The 25505-nt window shown below is 28.7% G+C and carries 28 protein-coding genes and 1 other annotated feature; of the genes, 8 read left to right on the top strand and 20 right to left on the bottom strand.

The genetic code is table 11. The features are described 5' to 3' along the window. Nucleotides 1-219: 219 nt before the first annotated feature. From LQK79_RS18155 to LQK79_RS21120, 12 genes are all read right to left on the bottom strand, one after another. Nucleotides 220-2118 (bottom strand): LTA synthase family protein, encoded by a 1899-nt coding sequence (locus tag LQK79_RS18155; RefSeq protein WP_231017412.1) that lies wholly within the window; start codon nt 2116-2118, stop codon nt 220-222. 932 nt (nt 2119-3050) lie between these two features. Further along, nucleotides 3051-3356, bottom strand: coding sequence for a protein kinase family protein (locus LQK79_RS18150; protein WP_231017411.1), 306 nt, complete (start codon nt 3354-3356; stop codon nt 3051-3053). A 21-nt stretch (nt 3357-3377) separates the two neighbouring features. Continuing rightward, nucleotides 3378-3653 (bottom strand): protein kinase family protein, encoded by a 276-nt coding sequence (locus LQK79_RS18145; protein WP_231017410.1) that lies wholly within the window; start codon nt 3651-3653, stop codon nt 3378-3380. Nucleotides 3654-3681: 28 nt separating this feature from the next. Then, nucleotides 3682-4200, bottom strand: a complete 519-nt coding sequence (locus tag LQK79_RS18140) for a GNAT family N-acetyltransferase (protein ID WP_053240934.1) — start codon at nt 4198-4200, stop codon at nt 3682-3684. Between the two features lie 20 nt (nt 4201-4220). Beyond that, nucleotides 4221-4841, bottom strand: coding sequence for an O-methyltransferase (locus LQK79_RS18135; protein ID WP_053240935.1), 621 nt, complete (start codon nt 4839-4841; stop codon nt 4221-4223). Between the two features lie 10 nt (nt 4842-4851). Then, the gene (locus LQK79_RS18130; RefSeq protein WP_231017409.1) at nt 4852-5124 is read right to left on the bottom strand and encodes a GNAT family N-acetyltransferase; all 273 of its coding nucleotides are present in this window, start codon (nt 5122-5124) and stop codon (nt 4852-4854) included. 13 nt (nt 5125-5137) lie between these two features. Continuing rightward, entirely contained in the window at nt 5138-5311 is a 174-nt protein-coding gene (locus LQK79_RS18125) for a hypothetical protein (RefSeq protein WP_231017408.1), read from the bottom strand. Between the two features lie 23 nt (nt 5312-5334). Beyond that, entirely contained in the window at nt 5335-5952 is a 618-nt protein-coding gene (locus tag LQK79_RS18120; RefSeq protein WP_331000768.1) for an NUDIX hydrolase, read from the bottom strand. A gap of 373 nt (nt 5953-6325) precedes the next feature. After that, the gene (locus LQK79_RS18115; protein WP_231017406.1) at nt 6326-6679 is read right to left on the bottom strand and encodes an MFS transporter; all 354 of its coding nucleotides are present in this window, start codon (nt 6677-6679) and stop codon (nt 6326-6328) included. A gap of 20 nt (nt 6680-6699) precedes the next feature. After that, entirely contained in the window at nt 6700-6852 is a 153-nt protein-coding gene (locus tag LQK79_RS18110) for a hypothetical protein (protein WP_231017405.1), read from the bottom strand. An 8-nt stretch (nt 6853-6860) separates the two neighbouring features. After that, a complete protein-coding gene (locus LQK79_RS18105) occupies nt 6861-7271 on the bottom strand; it encodes an MFS transporter (protein ID WP_053240938.1) in 411 nt (136 codons plus the stop codon). Further along, complete coding sequence (locus LQK79_RS21120; protein WP_231017404.1) at nt 7271-8038, bottom strand: DUF2087 domain-containing protein; 768 nt, start codon at nt 8036-8038, stop codon at nt 7271-7273. Before LQK79_RS21120 ends, LQK79_RS18105 begins: the two co-directional genes overlap by 1 nt. A 504-nt stretch (nt 8039-8542) precedes the next feature. After that, nucleotides 8543-8603 (top strand) — a sequence feature (sodium ion sensor (DUF1646 type); this cis-regulatory element may regulate processes involved in with the transportation of sodium ions). Between the two features lie 59 nt (nt 8604-8662). Here LQK79_RS21120 and LQK79_RS18095 point away from each other — a divergent pair. The 3 genes from LQK79_RS18095 (at nt 8663) to LQK79_RS18085 (ending at nt 12065) form a co-directional block, all read left to right on the top strand. Beyond that, on the top strand, nt 8663-9838 hold the full coding sequence (locus LQK79_RS18095; RefSeq protein ID WP_053243258.1) for a cation:proton antiporter: 1176 nt from the start codon (nt 8663-8665) through the stop codon (nt 9836-9838). 64 nt (nt 9839-9902) lie between these two features. Then, nucleotides 9903-11252: a chloride channel protein gene (locus tag LQK79_RS18090; protein ID WP_231017403.1), complete on the top strand. Its 1350-nt coding sequence runs from the start codon at nt 9903-9905 to the stop codon at nt 11250-11252. A 141-nt stretch (nt 11253-11393) separates the two neighbouring features. Then, nucleotides 11394-12065, top strand: coding sequence for a BON domain-containing protein (locus LQK79_RS18085; RefSeq protein WP_198149901.1), 672 nt, complete (start codon nt 11394-11396; stop codon nt 12063-12065). A 161-nt stretch (nt 12066-12226) separates the two neighbouring features. On the opposite strand, the gene LQK79_RS18080 is transcribed toward LQK79_RS18085, so the two are convergent. Beyond that, nucleotides 12227-12517 carry a hypothetical protein gene (locus tag LQK79_RS18080; RefSeq protein ID WP_053240939.1) on the bottom strand — a complete coding sequence of 97 codons (291 nt, stop codon included), beginning with the start codon at nt 12515-12517 and terminating at the stop codon, nt 12227-12229. Between the two features lie 118 nt (nt 12518-12635). Beyond that, nucleotides 12636-13514, bottom strand: coding sequence for a DegV family protein (locus LQK79_RS18075; RefSeq protein ID WP_053240940.1), 879 nt, complete (start codon nt 13512-13514; stop codon nt 12636-12638). Between the two features lie 261 nt (nt 13515-13775). Here LQK79_RS18075 and LQK79_RS18070 point away from each other — a divergent pair, with 261 nt between their 5' ends. Further along, nucleotides 13776-14018, top strand: a complete 243-nt coding sequence (locus tag LQK79_RS18070; RefSeq protein WP_053240941.1) for a hypothetical protein — start codon at nt 13776-13778, stop codon at nt 14016-14018. 669 nt (nt 14019-14687) lie between these two features. On the opposite strand, the gene LQK79_RS18065 is transcribed toward LQK79_RS18070, so the two are convergent. Continuing rightward, a complete protein-coding gene (locus LQK79_RS18065) occupies nt 14688-16634 on the bottom strand; it encodes a sensor histidine kinase (RefSeq protein ID WP_231017402.1) in 1947 nt (648 codons plus the stop codon). A 317-nt stretch (nt 16635-16951) separates the two neighbouring features. Between LQK79_RS18065 and LQK79_RS18060 the strand changes: the two genes are divergently transcribed. Both LQK79_RS18060 and LQK79_RS18055 read left to right on the top strand, forming a co-directional pair. Next, complete coding sequence (locus LQK79_RS18060) at nt 16952-17614, top strand: hypothetical protein (RefSeq protein WP_053242168.1); 663 nt, start codon at nt 16952-16954, stop codon at nt 17612-17614. Beyond that, entirely contained in the window at nt 17614-18168 is a 555-nt protein-coding gene (locus tag LQK79_RS18055; RefSeq protein WP_231017401.1) for an anti-sigma factor domain-containing protein, read from the top strand. The genes LQK79_RS18060 and LQK79_RS18055 overlap by 1 nt, the downstream gene beginning before the upstream one ends. Before the next feature lie 276 nt (nt 18169-18444). Here LQK79_RS18055 and LQK79_RS18050 read toward each other — a convergent pair whose 3' ends face one another. Next, entirely contained in the window at nt 18445-19350 is a 906-nt protein-coding gene (locus tag LQK79_RS18050) for a polysaccharide deacetylase family protein (protein WP_053242170.1), read from the bottom strand. A gap of 65 nt (nt 19351-19415) precedes the next feature. Next, nucleotides 19416-19997 (bottom strand): class D sortase, encoded by a 582-nt coding sequence (locus LQK79_RS18045; RefSeq protein WP_231017400.1) that lies wholly within the window; start codon nt 19995-19997, stop codon nt 19416-19418. A 598-nt stretch (nt 19998-20595) separates the two neighbouring features. On the opposite strand from LQK79_RS18045, the gene ispF reads away from it, so the two are divergent. Next, on the top strand, nt 20596-21063 hold the full coding sequence (gene ispF / locus LQK79_RS18040; protein WP_053242172.1) for a 2-C-methyl-D-erythritol 2,4-cyclodiphosphate synthase: 468 nt from the start codon (nt 20596-20598) through the stop codon (nt 21061-21063). Between the two features lie 77 nt (nt 21064-21140). Continuing rightward, nucleotides 21141-22484 carry a methyl-accepting chemotaxis protein gene (locus LQK79_RS18035; protein WP_053242173.1) on the top strand — a complete coding sequence of 448 codons (1344 nt, stop codon included), beginning with the start codon at nt 21141-21143 and terminating at the stop codon, nt 22482-22484. A gap of 86 nt (nt 22485-22570) precedes the next feature. Here the strand turns inward: LQK79_RS18035 and LQK79_RS18030 are convergent, their stop codons facing one another. The 3 genes from LQK79_RS18030 to LQK79_RS18020 form a co-directional block, all read right to left on the bottom strand. Further along, on the bottom strand, nt 22571-23602 hold the full coding sequence (locus LQK79_RS18030) for a PocR ligand-binding domain-containing protein (protein ID WP_053242174.1): 1032 nt from the start codon (nt 23600-23602) through the stop codon (nt 22571-22573). 470 nt (nt 23603-24072) lie between these two features. Then, nucleotides 24073-24633 carry a sigma-70 family RNA polymerase sigma factor gene (locus tag LQK79_RS18025; protein WP_231017399.1) on the bottom strand — a complete coding sequence of 187 codons (561 nt, stop codon included), beginning with the start codon at nt 24631-24633 and terminating at the stop codon, nt 24073-24075. A 9-nt stretch (nt 24634-24642) separates the two neighbouring features. Then, entirely contained in the window at nt 24643-25239 is a 597-nt protein-coding gene (locus LQK79_RS18020) for a sigma-70 family RNA polymerase sigma factor (RefSeq protein WP_053242177.1), read from the bottom strand. Nucleotides 25240-25505 lie beyond the last annotated feature (266 nt).

The following is a 25505-nucleotide window of genomic DNA, read 5'->3' as shown; positions in this document are numbered from 1 at the left end:
ATAGCGAAAACCTTAGTCTTTTAACAAACGAAGTGAGTTAAAACCCTTCACTATAGTGCTCGACAAATTCCAGTTTAACAGGATTAACTTGGAATTGGTCGTTTTAACCTTTCAAGTTATATATCTATATATATATATACAATTTTATATGGTTAAGAAGATTTATTAAATTTATTATGCTTAAAAAAAGCTTACAAAGTTGTAAGCTTAAAAATAATATCAATTCTCAGTATTATACTTAGGATACTCTTTAAAATAATCACTTCTTATAATTTCATCTGCTATGTCCAAGCCCTTTAAAGCCTCATTTTTCTTATCTTCACTTTCAGTACTTCCTATAAATTCACCGTTAGACCACACTGCATAACTTTCTTTCGTATTAAGCAAATTACGTCCCATAGCTGTATTTATATATTCTTTCTTATCAGCACCCATGAGATATAAAATTGTTGGCATCAAATCAACCTCTCCACCAGTCGTCTTTATTTCTTTTCCCTTTATGGAATTATCACTGCTATATATAATGAGAGGTACTTCCTTATGGTTGTCAATCATCCAGCTTTCAGCACCTTTTGTATTTTCGACCTCACTCTGATAATACTTATGAATTCCACAATGATCTCCATATATTACTACTGCAGTGTTTTCCAAAGCTCCACTCTTTTTTAAATCATCAAGAAATATACCTATTTGTTTATCTTCATAATGTACACTTTGGAGATATCCACCAAGATGTGAGCTATCAAGATCACTGCTTAGCTTAAGCTCTCTATACTGCTTAGGTAACTCAAAAGGAGCATGTCCAGACATTGTTATAACAAAATTATAATATGGATTTTCACTATTTTTAATCCTTGATTCAGACTGCTTTAAAAAACTTCCGTCGCTAAGTCCTAAGCCTATAGTTTCATTTTGATTATACTGTGAGGAATCAATACAGTTCTGGAAGCCTATAGCCTGTAATGCCGGTTTCCAATTCCAATATAAAGCTTTATCTGCATGTAGTGCTTGAGTATAATATCCTTCTCTTTTTAATATATTAGGCAGTGAATTATAGTATTTATTATCAGGATACCTAAAAAATGTACTTCCTGAAGCTACAGGATAAATTGACGTATTTGTCATAAGTTCAGCATCAGAAGTTGTTCCCTGGTTTACTTCTTCATTATAATTACTAAAATATAAACTATTTCCTAATAATTTATTTAAATTGGGAGTTATCTCCTGACCATTTACTTTTCTATTTATGACAAAGTTCTCTAGAGATTCAACTTGTATAACAAGCAGATTTTTTCCTTTAAAAATTCCACTATACTGATTATCCGGTAAATTACTTGCATTTTTCTTTTCAAACCAAGTCTTAATCTCTTGCTTATTATCATTTGTCAATTTTAATCGTTTAGAATTTTTAAAGTAATTATACGCATCTAAGTATTGATAACCTACAGGAGATAAATTACAAATTGTTATACTTGGTTTCCACTTTGCTTCAAAGAAAGTCTGTTCCTTATCATATAATTTCAAAGTATTAACCTTATAGGGAATATAAATAGTAAACCGTGCTGCAACAATAAATAATACAATGAACAATGCAATATTTCTTGGATACTCCTTATACATTTTTTTGTTCATAATACAGTATGGTATCAATATAAAAACATCTAAAATAAACAAAATATCAGATTTATGTATCAAGGAAAAAACAGTAGAAGAAAGGTTGTCCAAATTGCCAGTTTCTCTTAAAGAATATAATGTTGGAAATGAATTGAATCCTCTGTAGTACCACACATCTATCACAAACAAAATAGATAGAACTACATTCATCACTAATAAAAACCACATATGCCCTCTATTTTTAAATAAATAAGAAAATGATACAAGTATCAATATAAAACATAAATATATGTATAAATGTGGAATTTGCATGTAAGATGTTATAATATCTTCAAAAGTTGGTCTCTCATACGACACATTTCCTATAACTAAAAGTGACTTTATAATCAATGCAATGATTGTATAATATACAAACTTACTTTTAGGCAAAAAATCAACTATTTTTTTTAATACTTTTATTAAATTTTCTTTCTTGTTAATTTGTTTAACGGTATCAATATACACTAAATCACCTCGTAGTAAACTTATCTATTGATAATTATTACAATTATATTACAAAGAGGTTACAAAAGTATTGCAAGATTGTTTCTATTGTGTTACATTTTCAAAATATAGATGAGCAACTTGAAATATTAAAATTATCACTATTAAATTCATCCTGACAAACTGGAATTTGTGAAGTAACAATGCTTCGTGGCGTTAAAAAAATCCTATAAATCTAAGGTTCAAAAATCATAAAATACTAAGATATTTCAATAACTCGCTATTGCTCACACAGATTGAAATATCTAAGTATTTTACAATTTTTGAGCCAAGATTTATTAGAATTTTTTTAAATCGTTCCTTCAGCATTGTTACTTCACTCTCACAGTAGTGCAAGGAAAAAATTCCTCCGTACCTACGGAATTTTAGCATAAATCTTTGTAATACATTATTTAATCAGTTTATAATCATTTTCATTGTTAACAGTGTATTTTTCGTAGAGAATCGGATTATAGAATGTACATAATATTTCGTTTAAGAAGGATAATGGGCAAAGCCCAAACCTCGTATATGTGTATATTCCTTGCTTTTTCGATCTAAGTGAAGTGATGTTGACTTGGGATGGTTTAAATAAAGCTTTATAAATCTTAGATGATAAATCGTAAAAGTCTTAGAGAATTTAATCTGTTTGAGAGTATGCGAGTTATTAAATTCTCTTAGATTTTTAGGATTTATCGTCTTAGATTTATTAGCTTTATTTAATATTCCAAATCAATATCACCTCGCTAAATTCCAATTTTTCTTTCTAATTTACACCAAATTCACTTACTAATTTTTGGAACAATCCTTCAATGTTCTCCTTAAACCACCTGCAAAGCATTGTAGACCAATTAGCATACTTGCAAAGCACAGTTTTATTAGAGTTTTCTGATTCATAATACTGACTAAAATAATCAGATACAGCAGGCAGATGTAAAATCAATTACTGCATTAATAGAATCTTCTCCGCATAAAATTTGACTTATAAAATAATCGCCATGAGTATTCTTATATGTAAATTTATCAATATTAAGTTTAATATCTTTTACCTTATCTAAAAGCTTAATCCTATATTCTAAATCAATGATATTCTGCTCACTTAATGGTGAAATCCCCTCTAAAGCTTTGTGAATTTTGCCAAGTATAACCGCACTTTCTTCCATAAACCACTGGGGCGCCGTATTCATTTCTAGAACCTTACCTTTTTCAAAACTTTGCAAGTGAAAAGTATGTCCTAAATATTATCCTAAATACTTACCATCCTTAGTTTTATAAAATTTTGACACTGGAATTCCATTTTTCAATAAAACCTCATTGATTAATGGCTCTTTATCAGGATGATTCATAAATATCATTTCTATACCCTTAAATAGATACTCCTCACTTTTAGAAATAATCTTAAAACACTCTGAAGAAGCCTCTTCTAAAATAGGTTTTATCTCCTTAATCTCACCAATACCGTAATTATTATCAATTATTTTTCTTATTTCTATCATATTAAAAATTTTATTCTTCATTTTACTTTCTCCATACTTAAACTTTATATCAGTTAATCTTAAGCTCCATGCTATAAACAATATGTTTTTTCAAATTAAACTGCATTTCAATCTCATTAACCTTTTTGTATTCTAAACTTGTCCAAAATTTAATTGCTTTATGATTTTCTTTTATAACACCTATTCTTAACACTTTTGCTCCTAAATTTCTTAGCCAATTAACCAACTCTTTATGTGTTTCACTCCCCAAACCATTACCTCTTTCTTTAGGTTCAATAAGCATAAGCCCAATTATCCATGTACTTTCTATCGGAAAATTTCTTACAATGTCTATAATTCCTATAAGTTCATTTATATTATTGAATATTCCTAATACAAACTTATCTTCATGCTCTTTACCTGGTGGTAGTGCTGTGAATATTTCTTTTGCATCATCTTCTGCTGGAAGTTCGCCGCCACTAAGGATGTAATAGTCCGAACATTTTAAACACAAATCTTTAACCTTATTAGTTTCAGTTATATAAATTCTTTTAACTTCATAGTCATTTTTTAATTTTAATCTCTCCATATTAAACCTCCAATTTTATCTTAATCACAAAGCTTAGTACTTATAGCGACCCCATCCCCTATTGGAAGTATAGTTGTATAAAGTCTGTTATCTGAAAATACCTCTTTAACATATTCATCCATAGGTGTACTAAATATTTCTGGTATTCCCATGGGCTTAAAAAGAACATCATCGGCAATTATGAGCCCATTTTTACAAGTTAACTCTATGCACTTTTCTAGCATTGGTACATACAAAGCTTTATCAGAATCCTGCAAAATTATATCAAAAGGTCCCTCAACCTCATTAATTATTTTACTTGCATCACCTAATCTTAAATCCACAATATTTGATAATCCAGCTAGCTCAACATTTTTCTTAGTAGTCTCATAAAGTCCCTTGTCATACTCAATCGATATAAGCCTCCCACCTGTCTCCCTTAAGGCCTGCGCTATCCAAATAGTAGAATATCCAAGACATGTACCAAATTCCATTACTTTTTTAGCCTGCATTGATCTAATTAATAAGCCCAAAAATCTACCAGTTTCCAAGCCTATAGATGGCCTAATATCATTTCTTTTTTCTTCCTGCTTACAAATTTCCTCTAATTGTTTATTATCAAAATCAATAAAACTATCAATATATTCTGTTATCTTATTCATAAAATCACCTTCATATTTCTTTTTTCATAATAACCGCTGGAAGTTCCTTTCCTTCCCAATTTAACTTAATATCTTTAAACTTAACAAAGCCATTTGAACTCCAAAATTTAAGCACATTAGCATCATAATTTATAACTACATCTATCCTCATAGTTTCACTTTCAAGTGATTTTGCATACTTTTCTAAAGCCCCATATATCAGCTTCCCAATTCCTTTACTTTTATAATCACTTTTTAATATTAATATAGACAAATACGTTTCTTTTTCAACTTTAAAATCCAATGCTCCAGCTACTTTATTTGATTTTTTTCATATCTTCTAATTCTTTAACAACCCAATTACTATCTATTTTATCTTTTCCAATATGGTTTATTAAGAATTTTTTATTAGAGTTATATACCTGTGCAATTTCATAAACATCTTCAGTATGAGTTAACTCAACTTTAAATTTCTCTGTCTCAAAAATCATGCATTGTTCACTCACCTTCTTATCTAATATTTTTGCGCCTCTTCAAACACTCTCCTATAGTACTCCTCACCATGAGGGACAAACTGATTCTTAAAAAGTTTTTTATGAATATCGCTTCTACTTCCAGTACTATCAACTTCGAAGCCATCAGCTTGTACGCTTTCTACTTCATCATTAAGTAATTTTATAAGTTCTTTAAGCTCTATTTGAACAAGTCCTACAACCTCATCAAGCTGTAAAATATAATTTTCAAGCTTTTCATTACTCATATAAAAATAAATGTGACAATGTTCTCTGTCCATATATGTTTTGCCATCATACTCTTCTTTATAAACTACAGCAGGAATAAGCTTGCTGAATTTCACATCAATTCCAAGTTCCTCCTTAATCTCTCTTACTCCATCCTCTAAGCTTTCTCCACTTACAAGATGCCCTGCTGAACTTGTATCATACAAATTAGGCGAAGTGTCTTTTAACGGATGTCTTTTTTGAAACAAAAGAAATTTCTTATCATTTTCTTTTTTTATAACAAAACATTGAAAAGTTCTGTGCCAATATCCATTTTTGTGAACATTCTTTCTCAAAGCTTTTCCAATTAATTTTTCATTTTCATCAAATACATCTAAATATTCATCCACTATGTAATTACCCCCTTAAATTATAGATAAACAACATGAAACTTTAAAATTGCAAGTTCCATGTTTATCCTGACAAACTGGAAGTTGATTCAGAGCACAGAGTACAAAGTGCAGAGTACAGTGAAGGTGGATTTACCTTTCGTTTCTCTCAGGTAAATCTTAGAACTTAATAGTGTCAGCTACGCTGAGCACTATATTTTAAGCGCTTTACGTGCATTAAGTTTAAGATTTTTTGTAGCGACAGCGGAGAAAAATCATCCTTCACTGTACTCTGTCCTCTGTACTTTGTACTCTGAGTTAAATTCCAGTTTATCGAGATGAATTTAGTATTAGTCCTCTCAACCTTTCAGCTTGTTTACCTATATATGCTTTCTGGTTAATAAACTTCCTTTACTGCCTTAATTATGAATACTCCTGTTACTAAAGCATTTAACATAACAATTATAAACAGTATGTAATAATACTTAAATTTATCTAGGAGAACTCCATATAAAATTGATCCTAATGGTATTGCCCCTTGTGATAACATTCCAAGCAGTGAAAAAAATCTTGAACGCATGCTATTTGGAACCAGCTTCTGAAGATTTGTACTAATTGGCGTATTTACAAAAGCATTAAACATTCCTATAGCCGAAAATGTGCATATAAGAATGCAAAACAGTAAAAGAGAACGTCCTCCAACTAATTTAATTGCCTTAGGAAAAACTACAATTGATAACATAACTAACACTGTTGTTTCTCCTATTAAACCTAGTTACTTATAAACTTAATAACAGATATATTATCACGTGCAAATGTCTTTAAGGTTATTTTCTCATTTTTACGATTCTTGCACTTATAAATCATAAACATAGACAATACACCAGATATAACAAACGATGCTCCATTTATTAAAAACACCATTTTTATACCTAAAAGCCCATAAATAATTCATCTTCCTCAAGTAATTCACCTATAATTGCGCTAGAAGCTGCTCCAAATACACTGTCCATAATTGATACGAATATTTGAACAAAAAATAAAATATAAATACTCATATTTCCGCTTAAAGCCAAAGATGCCAGCAAACATATTAAAATGCCTCTTCCAAAATCAGACACAATCATTATCTTCCTTCTGTCTTTCCTATCTCCAAGTATTCCTGCAAAAGGCGATATTACGAGATTCGGCACTAATACAAACACTGAAAATATTCCCATAAGCATGCCAGAATGAGTCAAATCAAGAATAAAAAGAGGAAGGGCTATCTGCTGCACCCCAGTTCCTATGAGCGATATAAATCTTCCACCCAAATATAATGTAAAATTTCTTTTATTACTCATTAATCCTTCACCCAATATTCACTACAGTCATCTTTTCTGTCCATAAAACCATATTCTATAAGCGCTCTTCTAATAGAAACATAATCATCATATATTCTTTTAAGCACCAGATTAACTTGCTTTTCATTATATTTTTCTCCGCTTTTAAAATTCTGTAAAATATATCTTAATACTACTATTTTCTTCTTTTCTTTAGATGGGAATTCCTTAAGATGACCTTCCTTATCAAAATAGTTTTTAATAATTTTATCCTCTTCACTTTCAGTTATAGCAAAACGTTCGTCTGTCATATTTGCAGTCTTGTGCACGGTTATCAATTCCTCCTTTTTATCCTGTTTTAGATTTTCTTTTTCATCTTTAATAATACCCATAATTGCTAAAAACACCTTTGCTTGCTTTTCTTTTTCCCTAAGTTTAAACCTATAGTTTCTTATAGTTGACTGACTTCCACCCATTTTTTCTGATATTTCTTTATCAGAAAAATTATTTTTATAGTAAGCTAAATATTCACTTTGTATATCAGTAAGCCCTGTATAAGCTTTATTCATATTTATAAGATAGTCAAAAACTGAACCATGTTCTTTTACTATATGAAGTTTCATATATTTTTCAGCCTCATAAAAATCATCACCACTTTTGTAAATCACTCCCTTTTCAAAACTCTCTCCACATATAATGCATGTATAAATTTCCTTTTTGTCATCATAAATGTAGCCTCTTTTAATATCCTCTATAGGTGAATTCCAAAACACTTCTGAAACATCCACAAACTGTTCCTCCTTAATTTCAAATTCTTACTATGTAAACATTATATCTTTTCGTTTATGTATAAGTCAACGCTTTTTATTTTTGTTTATTTTTTAAGGTACAACACAAAGTATATTGAATGATAAATTGTTTAAATAATGCACTATAAAGATTCACGCCAAAATTCCGTAGGAACGGAGGAATTTTTTCCTTGCACTACCGTGGGAGTGAAGTAAGAATGCTGAAGGAACGATTTAAAAAAATTCTAATAAATCTTGGTTCAAAAATTGTAAAATACTTAGATATTTCAATCTGTCTGAACGTATGCGAGTATAAACATACGCGGGGTTTGGGCTTTGCCCATTATCCTTCTAGAACCCAAAGCAACCACTTTTTTTAAATAATCACTTAGATTTATAGGATTTTTTTAACGTGACAAAGCATTGTTACTTCACTTTTTGTTGATATTTTACGATTAATCTGTTAATATAATAATAAAATCAATATTTTTTCACTGATTTTTCGGTTGGGCAAATTTACTTTTTATTTGCTTTCAAGAGAATTGAATTTCTGGGGTGGGAAATTCCAAAAAGGAATTTCCTGCCCTTTTTGCATACAAAAATTTAAAGGAGGATGATTTGTTTATGGAAAAGATCTATCTCGATATAGCTCTAATCTTAATCTTTACTAAAATAGGCTCTATAATAAGCTTGCATTTCAAAATGCCTGGTGTGCTTGGTGAACTTATAGCAGGTGTACTTTTGGGACCATTTGTTTTAAACCTTATTCAACCAAACAGCAGCATAACACTTTTATCTAATTTGGGAGTTATAATGCTAATGTTTCTTGCAGGATTAGAAACAAATCTTGAAGAATTAAAAAAAGCTGGAAAAAGCTCTTTTGTAATTGCATGTCTTGGAGTACTGGTTCCTCTAATACTCGGAACTGCATCAGCTTACGCATTCTTTAATAACTTTTGGGAAAACTTATTTGTTGGGGTAATATTAACAGCAACCAGCGTAAGTATTTCAGTTCAAACCCTCACTGAACTTGGAAAACTTAATACAAGATCCGGTATAAATATACTTGGTGCCGCTGTGATAGATGATGTTTTAGGTCTTATTTTAATATCCGTAATACTTGCAACAGCGGACTCATCGGGAGGAGGAAACACATCTCTTATAGCTACCTTTGTGAAAATAGCAATATTCTGCATAGCATGTATTTTATCGCTAGTATTTTTGCCAAAATATATAGACAAAATCACTCAAAAGTTTAAACCTCAAAGTGGATTGGCTCTTATAGCTATTGCATTTGCTCTCATATGCGCCTTTGCAGCAGAGGAACTTGGAATAGCAGCTATAACTGGTGCATATATATTTGGCTTAGTATTATCTCCTATAAGACATAAAGAATATATAGAAAAAAGAATAAAAGTAATTTCAGGATCATTTTTATCCCCTATCTTCTTTGCTTCTGTTGGTATATCTGCGAGTATAAAAGGGGTAAATACAGAAGTAATACTTATAACATTAGTTATGTTTATAATTGCAGTTATAGGAAAAGTACTCGGCTGTGGTCTTGGAGCAAGGCTTTTTAAAATGTCACGAAGCGAAGCTATTCAAGTTGGTGTTGGCATGATTTCAAGAGGTGAAGTTGCAATCATAACTGCAAATATAGGACTTAATAAGCATATAATATCCGAGGAAATATTTCTTCCAACAATTGTTGTTGTAATACTCTCAACTATAGTAACTCCAATACTTCTTAAAATATCTTACTCACGAAAAACAGACAAGTTAATTGACAAAGCAGTTTGACAAATGAATACTTTCATTTCATAATTTAAAGTAATAACACTTAACCAAAGAGGTGATTACTTTTATGAAATCTTTAAAAAGGCTTACTATTTACGAGTCAATTTTTGTTGGAAGTGCTTTAAAATGGACATTGCTTTCAATAATCATAGGCCTAATAGTAGGCTCTTTTACTACTATATTTATAAAACTGATAAATATAGGCGTTAAATTTACAAGCCAATTTCAATATTACTATCTATTTTTACCATTAGCTCTCTTTTTAAGCAGCTTTATAATAATAAAATTAGCTCCTGACGCCAAAGGTCATGGAACTGAAAAAGCAATTGAAAGTGTCAATCGTAACAAAGGAAATATGAAGATTGCTGTAGTACCAGTAAAACTTTTAACCACATTTATAACAATAATTTTTGGAGGTTCTGTTGGTCTTGAAGGCCCTGCCACTCAAATTGGAGGTGCTATATCATCTTTTTTAGGCAACATCACAAAAATGGACATAATGGATAAAAGAAGACTTGTGGTATGCGGAATAAGTTCAGGTTTTGTATCCGTATTTAATGCTCCTGTTGGTGCTGCTATATTTGCCTGCGAAGTTTTATACATAGGCAAATTATCTTATATATCGCTTTTACCCTCCCTTATATCGTCCTTTGTAAGCTACTACGTTGGCTTGTATATGGGAAATAAGCCTTTAATTTTCAGAATAAAGTATGTACCTAAAAATCAGATTAATTCTTTCATAAACATATGTATATTTGGAATAGCAACTGGATTTTTAGCTATATTATTTATTAAAATCGTTAAATATATAGAACATATTTTTAAAAAAATAAAAATTTATTCACCATTAAAAGGTATTATAGGCGGTATCATAATAATATCAATGGTTTATATAACAAATTCCTTTACCTCTCTTGGAATAGGAGATGAAACTATAAGTAAAATCGTGTTAGGAACAAAAACTGGTAATTTTTCATTTATAACCAAATCTCTAACAACAGCTTTAACTTTAGGCTCCGGAGGCAGCGGCGGCATTCTTACCCCTATGCTTTTCATAGGTTCCTCATTTGGCAATACTTGGGCTCAAATATTGGGCTTAAATATAGCTTTCTATTCTGCAATAGGTATGGCTGCATTTTTAGCTGCATGTTCAAATGTACCCATAGCATCTATAATAATCGCTATGGAGTTATTTGGAAATGATGTTGGAATATATGCAGCAATAGCAATTGGAATAAGTTATATAGTTGTTGGACACCAAAGTATTTATCCAACTCAATTTGTTATGTCATCAAAAACTCCTTCACTTAAAATAAAGACAAATATTGAAGTAAAAGATGTTAGTGAAACAAATTTAATTTCAAAAAAGCATATAATGTCTTCACTTCTTAAAAAGAAAAATAATTTTTTCCATTAGTTTATTATTTTTACATATTCTTAATTATTTTAGATTTATAATTTTATATTCCATATAAGAATTACTTTAAATAATATAATATTTTAAATTATGTACAAACTAATAGTAACAAAATAATTTAATTGAAAGAAGGCGTTTTTGATGACTTCTTATGATGATTCAATATCTACTTCAATTAAGAATAATATTATAAAAGAAATGGAAGATACCGCAAATGATATTCATGTAACAACAAGAAATGGTTGTGTAATTTTAACAGGAGTTGCTAATGTATTGTATGAAAAATTAAAATGTGAAGAAATTGCAAAAAAAGTTCAAGGAGTTAAAAAAATAGAAAATGACATTGCAATAACTACAGATGGAACTGTTACAGATAAAGAACTTACTCAAGAATTAAATAGCAATTTAAAAAACGTCCCTAATAGTAATAAGTTTCTAGGTATAACAGGAAAAGTAAACGGTGGATCAGCGATGTTAATAGGTGAAATAGAAAACGAAAAATACAAAAAGGAAGCATTAATGGTTGCTTGTAAAACTTACGGAATAAAAGACGTTGTCAATAATATCGATGTTAGTGGAACTAGTGAAGATATAAACCTGAACAATACTATCTATCAAAAACTAGTAGAAAATAGAATCAATATATCAGACATAGTCTATACTGTAAAAAGAAATAATGTTATCTTAAATGGTTTTGCAACAAACGAAAGAGAGATAGCTTATATAGTTGACCTTATTGAAAGCATTGAAACAGTAAAACACGTTGAAAATCACTTAAAACCTCGCCCATGGAAAACTGGAATTAAAGACTAAAACAATTATAGAGTAAAGAGTATAGTTATAGATAATTTTCTGTTATCACAGAAAACCTAAAAATAAATGCAAATTTTAATAATATTACAGTATTTTTTTACTTTCAAAGACTTATTTGATACAAGCAAGATAAATCTTTGCTCTGCTCTTTACTCTAATTTTTATCTGCATTCTAAAGCTTTTGGCACAATAAAAATATGATATTTAACAAGCGAGTTTTTTACAAACGCATTTTTATTTTGTGTTACATCATTTACTTCTTTTAAATTTTTAGCTGCGAAAAATATAGTTCCACCTTTTCTATTATATACTCCTCCACCAATCATATATTTTTGAGAAGAAATATTACAATTTCTAACTTTAGTTTTTATACTACTTTTTTCAGATTCACTATTTTTATTTTCGTCCTTACCCTTATAGCTTAATCTAACAAATATATTATTTTCATCCATATTAATTCCTCCATTTATAGTAAGACCGCTATTAACTTACCTATTTTACAAATAAAAAGAACAAATGTTCCCTATATTTGTATTATAGTGAACATTTGTTCGATAGTCAATATATTTTTTATATTATTTTCCTTCCCTTATTTGAAAAAAAACAAAGTGAAAGCATTCCAGGACCAACATGAGAACCAATTACAGGACCAACATGATTTATAATTACCTCTTTTATTCCAAGTTCACTTTTAATAATATCCTTTAGATACTCTGCATCAGAAAGGCAATCTCCATGGCTTATTCCAACCACCATATTTTCAAAATCATTTCCTCTTTCCTTAAGTTTATCTTCCAAGAACCTAATAGCTTTCTTTCTGCCTCTAATATTAACAGTATTTATAAGTTCACCATTTTCATTTATGAAAACTATAGGTTTTATGTTAAGCAAAGTTCCAACAACAGCTTTTGACATAGATAACCTTCCTCCTCTTCTTAGATGGAAAAGATTCTCTACTACAAACCAATGATTCATATTATTACAATTCTCTTTTGCCCAACTTATTATATCCGCACCAGTTTTACCACTCTTCAAAGCTTTCCAAGCATAATAATTTACTAATCCTTCACCAATACTTGCACATTTAGTATCAATTATTTTTATACTTGCATTAGGATATTCATCTAAAATCTGCATTCTTGCTATTTCTGCACTATTAAATGTACCACTCAAAGTAGAATCAAATGCCAAATATACAATTTCCTTATTTTTTTCAACAAGTTTCTTAAACTTTTCATAAAACCTATATGAATTTATCTGAGATGTGGAAGGTTTTTCACCTTTTCTCATAGCATCATAAAATTCTTCGTATTTAAGTGTTTTTCCAAAGTCATCTTCATATTCATTACCTTTAAAATGACACATGAGCCCAATAGCTTCAACCTCGCTTTTTTCAATGAACTCTAAAGGCAAATCACAACTTGAATCAACCAAAAGTACTGTTTCCATAAAACACTCTCCCTTAAATTAAGTGACTTCAATATAATATCATAAATCACATTATATCACATTAGAAGCCATATATAGTTAAATCGTATAGAATTTTTATGTTTAAATTATTACATAAAAATGTATTTTATGTAAACTTAGTATTAGGTAAATATTCTTCAACATACATAAAATACTTATATCATTTTTGTTAAATTTGATTTATACTATTGTTAGTTAATATGGACAAGTATTGTGCTAATTATTGGAGGGTGCTAAAATATGAATTCAAAAGACGTGATGAAATACATAGAAAGTGAATATTTAATAATAAATACTACAAATTGTGAAGTTTGTGGTGGTGAATATAGAGCTGTTGGACAAGGTATAGCTTTTATAGATAATGAGCCTTATGATATTTGTGAATGTGAATGTTCAAATTGTGGTCATAAAAAAACTTTCGAGTTTCCTGCTCCTTTTTTAATTGATAAATACGATAAATCTAAAAATAATTCTTTAAATTAAGCGTACTGTACCAAAATAAAAAACTATTTAGTGCTATTTTGAGTATCTTTTATCTTCCCTTAAAAGGAGCCGTTGCACTAAATATAAATATTGTGAAGAAAAATAAGTGAAAGGTTTTAACTCGTCTTGTTCGCTAAAAGACTAACTTTTTCACTAATGAATATAAAATATTACTTGTAAAACTTTGGAGCTTACATTTTCAAGTTTCAGAGTGATTTATCTTTATATAGTGAAACCACTGCAAAACTTAAACTATATATGTTCCAAAATACCAATTTTTAAGGGATTATGGTACATATATAGTTTGTAGTTGAGCTGGTTTCACTATAGATAGACAACTTGGAATATTAAAATTGCAATCTCCAAATTTATCCTTACAAACTGGAATTTAACTCAGAGTACAAAGTACAGAGGACAGAGTACAGTGAAGGATGATTTTTCTCCGCTGTCGCTACAAAAAATCTTAAACTTAATGCACGCAAAGCGCTTAAAATATAGTGCTCAGCGTAGCTGACACTATTAAGTTCTAAGATTTACCTGAGAGAAACGAAAGGTAAATCCACCTTCACTGTACTCTGCACTTTGTACTCTGTGCTCTGAATCAACTTCCAGTTTGTATGGATAAATTTGGTACCGGTAATTTAAATATTTCAGATGGTTTATCTATAGCTAAAGCATTAAATCTGAAAACTCCAAATTAACCTTTTCTTCACTACTAAGTTTTATTATGTTTTCTTGGTGTTGACCTTGAAATTCTCTTGAATTTAACACTGGGAGCGTAATAATAAATTCACTTCCATGACCAGGCTTACTATTTACTGTTATCGACCCGTTGTGAAGTTTAACAATCATCTTAACCATTAAGAGACCTATTCCACTTCCCTCTCTTTTTCTAGTAAAAGTTTTATCAAGCTGAACAAATCTTTCAAAAATTATTTTTTGCTTATTTTGTGGAATTCCTATTCCATTATCCTTAACAGAAATTATTATATTATCATGATCATCATGCACATTTACCTTAATAGCTCCATGCTTATCTGTAAATTTTATTGCATTTGATAATAAATTAAGAATAACTTTTTGTATTCCGTCTTTATCAACTATCATCATTTTTTCCTCAATGTCCGTATCAAATACTATGTTTTTCCCTTTATCATTGACAAATGCAGCTGCAGCCATAGTTACGTCTTCAACAATACTTACTATATTCTCGCGTGTAAGATTCAGTTTACTCACACCATCTTCAATTTCATTCACATCCATAAAATTGTTGACAATTCTTAAAAGCCTATAGCTATTTTGTTTAATCATATAATAATACTTTTTATATATGCTGCATTGTTCCTTTAAATCCTTACATCCATCATAAAGTCCTATTACTTGAAGTGCACTTAAAATTACATTAAGTGGAGTTCTGAGTTCATGTGATATTGTACCAATAAATTCACTTTTCGATTTGCTATACTTAACTACACTATCCCTTGTATCAATATTATGTACTATAGTTAATATTGCATTTTGGTTTTCATATAAAAATGGAATTCTTAATATACTTATATCAAATACCTTACCATCTGATTTTCTTTTCATGCTGTCGTTACTTATTACATTTTCTCCCTCATAAATTAGTTTTTTAGTATCATATTTTATTGATTGTATATACTTCGGAGAAATTTCTACAAAAGAATTAAAATCTTTTCCTATTACATTTTCAACTTTACCACATCCTATAAGGTCCATAGCTTTCTTATTTAAATATAGCAAACTGTTACCTTGTCGTATAAAGATAGCATCCGATATGTTTTCAAATATTTTTATATAAGTACTTTCATTTTGATAAACTTTCTCTTCTGCAACTTTATTTTTAGTTATGTCATTTTTTATAACAACTATAATTTTTTCGCCATTCTGAAATTCCATTGGAACTTCTATAACGAATAAAAACACTTTTTTATTATTTTCAGTAATACTGTCCTCATAAAAATATGATTTATTGCTTGTCCAATTATCCTTTTTATACTTGCTAAATGCACTTTCTTTAATATACCTATTTTCTTTAGATAATTCGTTATCAGTTTTACCAACATAATTTTCGTCCAGATTGTAAAACTTTTCTGCATATCGGTTTGCATAAATCCAATTTCCATATGTATCTTTCAATATAATAATAGAAGGTATACTATCTATTAAAGCTTTGATTTCCTCTCTTTTAATATAAAAATTAAACTTATGGATTAGAGCATCGTTTTTATTCATATACTTTTCGTATTTATAAAAAAATTCATCTATGGTCATTATACACTCATTTAGAACTTCTTTATTTTCAATTTCATTTATCAAATATATCCTATATCCATTCTCAAAACACTTTATAACATCATATGTCCTATCCATCAAATCGCTTTTATTATATATTTCTGTAATACGCAAGCTTGTAATATCAGCTGCAAATTCAATATTTTTACCACATGGATGAAAAATGCTGCTATTAATATCCGTTACACAAATTTCTAAAAACTTCTTATCCATAAAAATGCAATCAAGTTGACACTGATTCATAAACGTTATAATTTTACTACAAATCTCATTTTCTTTACCATCTAGAAAATTTTTCAATGGGCTTCTCATAAATTTCACTTTCCCTTGTCCTTTTAGTTTAAACCAATAAATATTATCTTACTATTCATAATAAAATACAATCATAAAAATGTCTTAATTTTTGACAATATTTTTAATATTTTAATAACGTTAACTATAAGTTTAGAGTTTTGCTTGTTTAAAGATATACTTACAATATATTAGTTTTGTAATCTACCATTGAAATATGTCGAAAATTTATTTATATTTGCTTATATAATTTTATATATATAATTTTAAAAACACATAAATATTGATATAATAAATTTATATAAACTCTAAAAAGTGGTGATAATATGGACTTAAATGCTCTATCTAAAGAAAACAGAAATAATTTTATAAACTCAAACAAAACCTTTATAAAAAACACGATTATAGAAATGCAAAAAGATAAATCCAAAGAAATAAGTGAAGAAGACCTTAGCATTGGAATATTTGCATTTAATAATGCTTGTAACTCTTATATTGTGTCAATGGGCAGCTTTTATGACTATTCAAAGGCAGTAATAAAAAATCATATTTTAGAATATCTTTGGGAATTTAGTAACACACCACGATTATATTTCTCTAATGACAAACTTGAAATTCCTCATGAAATAAATGAAGCTGAGAAATTAGCAAAAAATAAGATTTATGCGAAGGAAATTGGAATTCTCAATGAATTGTTAAAACCTTACAATTTAGCTTATATAGATATTATAAAAAGTTGTTCTTATAATAAAAACATTAAAGATGATATTTTAAATATAGCTTTTCTGTGTAGTAAAGAAATATTTATTTTAAATTTAATGGAAGAAAATAAAGATATCCCAATAGAAAAAATAGCATTATTAACTAAGTATAAAGTTGAATTTATTGAAAGGTGGAAAAATTATATTCTTGCGCTTATAATTATATTTTCTAATAACAATTTATTATATCTAAAATCATATTTAAATATTAGTATTGGTGATGAATAATGAAATTTACAGGAATAGTATTAGAAGTAAAAGATAAGACTGCCTTTATCTACACTAATAACGGTGAATTTAGAAAGGTTAAAATACATTCAGAGACACCATCTATTGGTCAAGAGTATACTGGTAAATCACAAGGTATACATCCAATAAAAGGACAGATTCATCCGTTGAGAAATTTCTTTTTTATGCTTATACTTATTTTTTCTATTAGCTCACTTTGTTTTACATATTTATATTTTTCTTCAGCGTCAACAATAATAATTGATGCAGGTCTGTCATTTCAATTAAATTGCAACAGGTGGAATACCGTCGTAGGAAGCTCCTCTGTTGATTTCAAAGGCAATGTTATTTTAAAAAAAATCAATCTAAAAAAAAGCGGTGCAGATGAGGCTTTAATAAAAATTATAAAGCAATGTAAGACAAACCATTATATAAAAGAAGATACTTCTATCTTAATTTATATTCACGGAAATGATATAAATTTATCAAAACTCAAAAAATTTGCTTCCAATAATTCAATTAAACTAACGATAAATTCCAACGGAGAGGAGTAATCATAACAGAGGTTTGGGCTCTGCCCATTATCCTTCTTAAACAAAATATTATGCACTTTTTAATATAACAGAGGTTTGGGCTTTGCCCATTATCCTTCTTGAACAAAATATTATGTGCTTTTTAATATAATAGGGGTTGGGGCAAATTTCAAAACATAATTATACAAGTGATATTTCTTTAGTGCACAATGCACAGTTCACAGTTATAGCTGATTTTCCTCCGCTTGGCTACAGAAAATCTTAAAACTTAAATACTGGTGCAGTTTATAGAACTGCTTATTTTACAAAAGTCTTATATGCTCCTTTAATCATTTCAATAGGATGAACGACTTGTCCGTAATTAGGGTCAGTTATTCTATCTTTAAAGTCATCTAAATTAAACTGCGGGAATATATATATCCTATTTATTGCATAAACACCCTTATTGACATTTGCCCATTTTCCGCTTGTAGTAAAAGCCATAATATATCCTGCCTTCTGACATGATGTTACTGTATCCTTGTTAAAATATCCATATGGGTATGCTATAAATCTAACCGCTTTATCACATATTTTCTCAAGTATGTCTTTTGAATCTTTTAAGTTATGGAGCTGATCTTTATAGGATATTTTATCTAATTTAGCATGATTAGTGGTATGACTTTCTATATTTATTCCATTATCACTCATCGTTTTTAATTCATTTGACTTTAGATACAATGTCCCCTTATCTAAGTAATCAGTTATAATAAACATAATAGCATGGAATTTATACTCTTTTAAAATAGGATAAGCATTTTTATATTGATTTTCGTATCCATCATCGAAGGTTACAAGTACAGATTTCTTAGGTACTGGCTTGTCCTTTACTATAAAATCATAAAACTCATCTGCAGAAAGAGTGTGATATCCTTTATCATTTAAATATTTCATTTCTTCTTGAAATTGCCTTTTTGAAACTTCCATTATATTACCACTACTATTATCTGGTATTGAATGATACATCAAAACGGGTATGCTTTCATTATTGTGTATAAGATTCTTTGATGTACTTGTACCATTATAAGTTTTTAATGTCAATGCTTCTTTGCTGTATGCTATTCTCTTATAGCTTTTATAATAATTTATTATAAATAATCCACAAACAAATAATATTACAACAGTAGCTGCTATTACTGCATTTCTTTTTATTCTTTTGCTCATTTTCCCCTCCATAAATTATTAGTTATTCACATTATCCACAGCCTTGTGCATAACTCTGTTAATAACTAGTTTTCCAATCTCGCCTTTACAATAAGTCTATGAGTAGCTACCCTTATAGGAGTACATGTAATCAAAGTCATAGTGGCATCATTAGATGGGTTCAATACCTCTACTTGACTAGGCAAAACAACTTGAGTTTTATATACCTTGTATTTAAATTCTCCATTCAATGTTTTAACAATTATTTCATCACCTATTTTTAGCTCATCTAATCTATTAAAATATTCTCCAAAAACGTAACTTCTATGTCCTGCTACACAAAAGTTCCCTTTTTGGCCTGGTAATGCAGTTCCTTTAAAATGACCAACAGCATACTTTAAAGTTTTTAGATCTGCCCCTTCTCCTATTACTACTTTTAAATTTATTTTAGATATTGTAAGTATTCCTATTCCTTCAATATCCTCATTGCTTGTACTTTTCTTTAAAGCATTATTATGATTTTTATAATACTTTATTTTGTTCTCATACTTTACTATCATGTTATTCTGCTTATATGACACAAAAAACTTGATAAAAATTGCTCCAATTATTAAAGCTATGCCTAAAGTTATTAAAATTATCCCTAAGATTTTAATTTTTTTAATCATATGTCAATTACACCTCAAGTAATATTATATCATTATTTAAATTCTCTCTATATACTTAAGAAAAAATTTATTTTTCTATATTTTAAGAATTGTATTAACAATTCACAATATATATGATATACTATAATTGTAATAAATGAAAACGATATCTTGTATTGAAAGGTTGGTGTTATAAATGAAAAACAATGTAATCTATGTTGATTTTTCTAAAAAATGCAAAGTGCATAAATCTAATTTAATGTTTGCTAACCTTACAAAGTTTATAAAAAAATTATTTAGAATAAATTCAAAACCAAACACTTATCATACAAATTTACCTTCAGACAAAAGTAAACGTATACTTTAGACATAAAATAGCAATTTAAATACCACTTCGTTTTATCGAAGTGGTTTATCTTTAATAATTTTAAATTTTTTATTATATTTATTTGGAAAAGTATTTATTTTTTTTAAAAATACATTTATAATAGAAGAAGTTACATATTTAGAAATTCATTTTACACTCTCCATAAAATAATTACAATATATCAACTAAAATAAAAAGCCGGATTTTCCGGTTTTTTATTTTAAAATTGAAAGATTAAAGGAGTTCAATAATATGAGAATAGGTACTGGATATGATGTACATAAATTAGTTGAAGGAAGAAAACTTATATTAGGTGGTGTTGAAATTCCATACTCTAAAGGATTGCTCGGTCATTCTGATGCTGATGTTTTAATTCATTGTATAATGGATAGTCTCTTAGGAGCTGCAGCCTTAGGTGATATAGGCAAATATTTTCCTGATACTTCGGAAAAATATAAAGGAATCTCAAGCATTAAACTTCTTGAAGAAACAAAAATAATACTCGAAAATGAAGGTTATAAGATTGGAAATATAGATTCTACAATTATAGCTCAAAAACCTAAACTGTCTAAATATATAGAACAAATGCGAAAAAATATTGCTAAAACACTAGATATAGATGTAAAATATATAAGTATAAAGGCAACTACTGAAGAAGGTTTAGGCTTTACTGGAAGAGAGGAAGGCATTTCCAGTCAAAGTGTGTGTTTAATTTTTTAGTATGTGCTTATAATTTACATATTTTTAGTAATATAATGCAAAATCTACTTAAGATTACTTACAGGTGGTGATATTTATTGGGAAATAATAAAAAAAATTGCATCAGCTTAAAAACGGCAATATTGCTAATTACAACTTTACCATTACTAGTTTTAACAGTCATTGAAGGAATTTTAATTTACTTAAAATGCTACAACGTATTAAAGTCTTCTTTGCCTGCTTCTCAATTTACTCAAAAGATTTTTTCAGTTGGACTGTTTATTTTCGTAGCAATTCTATCGACATTAATTTTAAACATAATTTTAACTCAATTGTTTCTAAGAGGCCTTTTACAAAAACTCCTAATTTTAAAAGACAAGCTAAAAAAAATTGGAGATGGAGATTTATCTATAGACGATATTGCTGCAAATTCCAACAATGAGTTTGGAACTATTCATGAAAATTTTAGTAAAATTATTAATAAAGTAGCTTCCCTTGTGAAGAATGTAAAATCTTCTTCTGAAACAGTTTTGAAAACCTCTACTGCATTAGAAAATTTAGCTTCTCAAACAGATAAATCTGCGACTGATCTTGCTTTAGCAATAGATTCTATAGCACAAGCCTCTGAAATTCAATCAAAGAAATCTGAAGAATGTTCTAATAAAGCAAATTCTCTTTCTGGCAAAATAAATAGAGTTCTTACTGGTACTGAAGTTATGAATACAGAAGCTGAAACCTTCAATGATCTTATAAATAAAGGTTTAGAAACAGTTAATCTTCTTACTAAAAAATCAGCTGAAGCTCTAGATTCAACTGCAAAGGTAAACGAAATTGTTTTAAAAGTTCACGATAATTCTCAGAACATTGGAAACATTACTAAAACCGTTTCTCAAATAGCAGAACAAACTAATCTATTAGCTTTAAATGCGGCCATAGAAGCAGCACGTGCTGGTGAAGCAGGAAGAGGTTTTTCAGTTGTGGCTGATGAAGTCAGAAAATTAGCAGAACAAGTTACTGAATCAATAGTTGAAATTGAAACTCTTATAAAAGAAATTCAACTTCACTCTAATGAAGCCGTTTATGCCATGTCTGATGCCTCTGAAATCGTTAAATCTGAAAATGCCTCATCAACTGATACTAAGAAAATTTTTAGTGATATTTCAGATGTAGTATTTGAAATGAGCGCAGTAGTTTCAGAAATTAAAAATGCCAATGAAGAAATGGATGTTGAAAAAAATAACCTTGTTGATTTAATCACTGAAATTTCGTCACAAAGTCAAGAAACTTCTGCTTCAGTTCAAGAAGTATCTGCCAATGCGGAAGAACAGATAAAATCAATGAATACTGTATCTGTCTATTCAAAAACTTTAAAAGAATTATCAGAAAAACTTGAAAATGAACTTATAGCATTTAAACCAAAGAGTTTAAAGGACAAGCTGTAGTTAATACATTCTTTTAAAGCACAGCTTAATACAAAAGGAAGAGGTTACAAATCCCTCTTCCTTTTTATGCATAGATAAAAATACTTCTATTTGTTATTAGCCAAACTATTTAACTCTTCAGATAAGCTCATAACTTCCTCTACACTTGCATTAGTTTCCTGTATTGCTGCTGACTGCTGCTGAGTAGTATTAAGTGTATCATCAGCGGTTTGTAGTGTAGCATCTACAGAGTTTTGTATTTTTTCAGTAAGCTTAATTATTTTATTAGCCGTTTCCTTTGAATTCTGGGACAACTTACGTATTTCTGTAGCAACAACACCAAATCCTTTTCCAGCTTCTCCTGCACGTGCTGCCTCTATGGCTGCATTTAATCCAAGCATTTTGGTTTGGTCTGCAATACTCTTTATATATCCTAAAACATTGTTTATTTCATTTGAAATATCTTTTACATTTAAGATTTCCTTATTTAAGCGTTCTTGATTATGGGTAACTTCTACTGATGATGCCGCTATTTCTTCCATGGCAGCTGATATTTGACTAAAATTATCTGATAATGCGCCAGTCATATGCTTTATTTTCATTTGCTCATACCCAATTTGACACAAGGTATTAGCTACAGTAAATAATATATTTGCGGATGCTCTAACTCTATTTTCACTTTCTACGTGAATCTGGTCTGCTGCTTTTATATACGCTTCTTCATTTATTCCAAGTTCATTAGCTATTTTTGACAAATTGCTTTGATCTGGTTTTGAAAAGGTAACTTGTCCACCTAGAATTGTTGCAATATGCTTACCTCCGATAATTATAGGTGCTGCAAAATCAATTAATCCAGCATGACAAGTATATATATACGGCTTTCCAGTTCTAGTTGCTTCCATACCACCCTTCAAATGTGATTCAGCACAACGCCTTCTACCATCAATACTTGATTGAGTAAGATTGCTGCAAAAGCTTGTATATCTAGTTGGTTTGGTTATTGGTTTGCCATCCATATCAACGGTTATGCTAGCTATCTCCATACTTTCCCCAAAATCATCTTGAAATCTTTGTAAAAAATCCAAATCAATTAAATCCTCAAGTTTTACATTATCAAATTCAAACGAATTGTCTACCATAATATCATCTCCCCATATATTCTATTAGCAATATATTACAGTTATCTGTAAATAAATATTTTTACCACATTTTCAGAAGATACTTATAATTTAATTATATCATATTTCAAAATTAGTGTCTATTTATAGGATTATACGCGTATTTATTTAAATTATACTAATATTGATATTTTATGCATTTAACTTAAGATATAATTTTTTAACACTTAAATGTACAATTTATAATTCAAATGTCGAATTGTTTTTATTGACTTTATATACTTAAATTGTTAAAATTAATTTGTAAGTTAAGTCGAATTATGTTGATAAGGAGTTACATTTTTCAACGCATTAAATTGGAAATTTCGCCTACAACATTTGTATTATAAAATTATAATTCCTTATTGCAAATAATAACCCTACTCCCCTTATACCACATGTTTCCCCATGTGGTATTTTATTTGATATAACAACACTCCCCATCATAATACCTATCTTACTCTTTTCATCTTTCTTATTGCTTTTAATTTCATATTACTACATTTTTTATACTCTAAATTATTGATTCTAGCATATTCTGCAATAGTTATGCCTTCACGAAACAATGAAGCTATTAACCTTCTTTCCTCACCATCTAATACTATTAATCTGCTTTTTATTAATTCCTTTTTTATATAATTTTCTTCTATAGATTTTTCGTCATTATACATTATAAAACTTTCACCTTTTTCCTCTATATAGCTTTCTAAGCTATTTTCATTCCAGTGTTTAGCCACTTTCCTTATTTCCATATACAATGCATTTTTTATCGTCATAATGGCATATGGAAAAAAGTGCTTGCTGCTGTCTAATTTGAAACATTTTATTGATTTTAATAAAGAAACAGTAGCTACGCTTATAATATCCTCTAAATCATAATTTTTAAGATAGATACTATGGGAACATTTAATCATAAAAGGCTTCAGTTTTGCAATAATAAGCCATGAAGCATCTTTATCTCCACTTTTAGCTTTTCTACACAGCTTATCAAATTCAATTATACTTTCATTCATAGAGTAATTTTATCCTCTACAAATTGAGCATGAATTTAAATTTTTTAGTATATATTTTAGCATTTTATTTTCGGTTCTTCTTAACCTCTTCGTGCATGTGTAATAATTTAATTTATTTTTTCTTGAATAATCAGCAATTGAAATTTCTTTAAAATAATAAGCCTTTACTATATCTCTTTCATTATCGTTTAACTTATTCATAGCTTTTATAATTACTTTTTTCATTTCTGCCATTTCATCATTTCTTATGCATTCTTCTTCAATATTGCATCCTTTATCTATAAAGAACATATTACCCATGCATAAATCTATACTTATACTTTTATTGTCGTTAATATTTCTTCTTATAAGTTCATTAAGCATATTTCTGATCATACTATACATATACCCATTTAAGTTTTTAATTTCAGCTATTCTACTGCTTTTTATAAGCTTTAGCATCTTTAGTATAAAAATTTGCCTAAAATCCTCATAATCATATATACCTATGACAAGATTGCTATATCTTCGAAAGTATGAATTGCACTCAATAAAAATTCTACTTACACTTCCCTCATCACCATAGAAAGTTTTCTTAGTAAACTCTTTAAAGAAATTATTATCCATTACTCCACCTCCAAAAACAAATTACATAATTATAGACTGTAAAATTTAATTTTGTGGACATGATTTTAATATTTTTCTTCATTATATAAATATTTTTTATAGTGTATTCTACAAATAAATCCATTTACCTTTCAAATACATAATAATTTATATTACTATTGCACAAATTAAAGATATAAACTATATTTATAGACCAGCTAGTAAAAGTCAATAAGTTTTTATAAAAAAATTATTAATAAAAATAGGTATCATAAAAAATCCATTGA

Source organism: Clostridium guangxiense, assembly GCF_021043395.1.
Lineage (GTDB): Bacteria > Bacillota > Clostridia > Clostridiales > Clostridiaceae > Clostridium_S > Clostridium_S guangxiense.
This window is presented reverse-complemented; position numbering and strand designations above follow the sequence as displayed.